Origin of the sequence: Cerasibacillus sp., assembly GCF_036516575.1 — a bacterium.
In the GTDB taxonomy this organism is placed as follows: domain Bacteria; phylum Bacillota; class Bacilli; order Bacillales; family Amphibacillaceae; genus Cerasibacillus.
Genome location: NZ_DATBTY010000032.1, coordinates 1 through 1,575 on the forward strand (window position 1 = coordinate 1; position 1,575 = coordinate 1,575).

Genomic DNA, 1,575 nt, shown 5'->3' on the forward strand with positions numbered 1-1,575 from the left:
ACCCCATAAAGTTAGACGGTTTTAAAATTATAATGATAAGGACTGAGTTCGATATTCAATCGGGCTTAGTCCTTTTAGTTTAAGTTTAATGCGTTTGTGATTGTAATAATCAATATATTTATGAAGTTCATCTTCAAGTTGCTCAACTGATTTAAATCGTTGAGTATAAAAGCATTCTGATTTTAGTATTCCGAAAAAATTTTCCATAACTGCGTTATCGTAGCAATTCCCCTTACGAGACATGCTTTGCTTGATATTATGATCTTTCAGATTCTGTTGGTAATGACTCATTTGATATTGCCAGCCTTGATCTGAGTGAAGGATTAGTTTTTTCCTACCTTTCTTGCTGGTGACGAAGCGTTTTAATGCTTTTTCTAACATCAACTTAACAAGATCGTACTTTGGTCTTTTAGCTATTTCGTAACTAATAATCTCTTGATTATACAGGTCTAAAATTGGCGATAAATAGAGTTTCTCCCCATTAACTTTAAACTCGGTAACATCAGTCACCCACTTTTGATTAGGTTGAGATGCCGTAAATTGACGCTTTAATAGATTTTTAGCAATGCGTCCGACTTGGCCTTTGTAAGAGCGATATTTTTTGGGTCGAACCAATGATTTAAGATTCAACTGTTGCATTATTCTTTGAACTTTTTTGTGGTTAATGATGAATTCTCTGCGCAAAACTGCCGTAATCCGGCGGTATCCATAACGGCCCTTATTTTCATGAAATATGGCTAGAATCCGAGATTTAAGCTCGCTCTCCGGATCTGTTTTTTGAAGTAATAGGCGATGATAGTAATAACTACTTCTCGGAATATCGACCACTTTTAGTAATAAAGGCAAAGGATACTTGTCTTTAAGCGCTTCAATTATTTTGACTTTTGCCTTTGCCGTTCTTCCTTCTCGTCCATCTCTTGAAACTTTTTTAGGACAGCATTCTCCACACGAAGATAGGCAAGCTCTTCTTGAAGCTGATCAATCAATTTTTCTTGTTCGGTTCTATTATCAGGATTTTTGGGACGTTTCATTTTCTTAGGTCGACCTTTCTTACGGGGCTTAAGTGCTTCAAAACCGCCTTGTTTAAAGAGAGTTTGCCATTCTAATATAGAACTCATCGTAGGAATATTAAAATATACAGCGACTTTCTGCTGAGAGAGGTTGTGAGTATTCATATAAATCAAAACATGATGTTTGAATTCTGCGGTATATTTTAACTTTGAGTGTCGAGGTTCAATCCCTTTAATCCCATGATATTGATAGAGTTTAACCCATTTTCTAACTGCTGAACGAAGTATGCCAAAATGATTTGCAGTTGATGTATAACCATAGCCGTTTAAATAAAATGATATTACTTTTAATTTAAAATCTAAAGAATACTTAGCCATATAAAAATACCCCAAAAGTCGTGTCCAACTTTTGGGGTTCAGTTCAAAAATGGGGTACTCCATTCAGCTGCTTTTCTACTTGCTCATAGTAAAAACCATGTAATGAATAGATCGATAGATCAATATAGAGACATACCGATATCGACAAAACAAGATGATTAGCGCAATATGATTAGCGATTAACGAT

At 35.1% G+C, this 1,575-nt stretch carries 1 protein-coding gene; it reads right to left on the reverse strand.

The window, feature by feature from the left end; genetic code table 11:
- Window positions 1–27 precede the first annotated feature (27 nt).
- A protein-coding gene (locus tag VIG73_RS05555) for an IS3 family transposase (RefSeq protein ID WP_331639798.1) occupies window positions 28–1,388 on the reverse strand; the annotation gives its coding sequence in 2 pieces (ribosomal slippage) (window positions 28–908 and window positions 908–1,388; 1,362 coding nt in all).
- Window positions 1,389–1,575 lie beyond the last annotated feature (187 nt).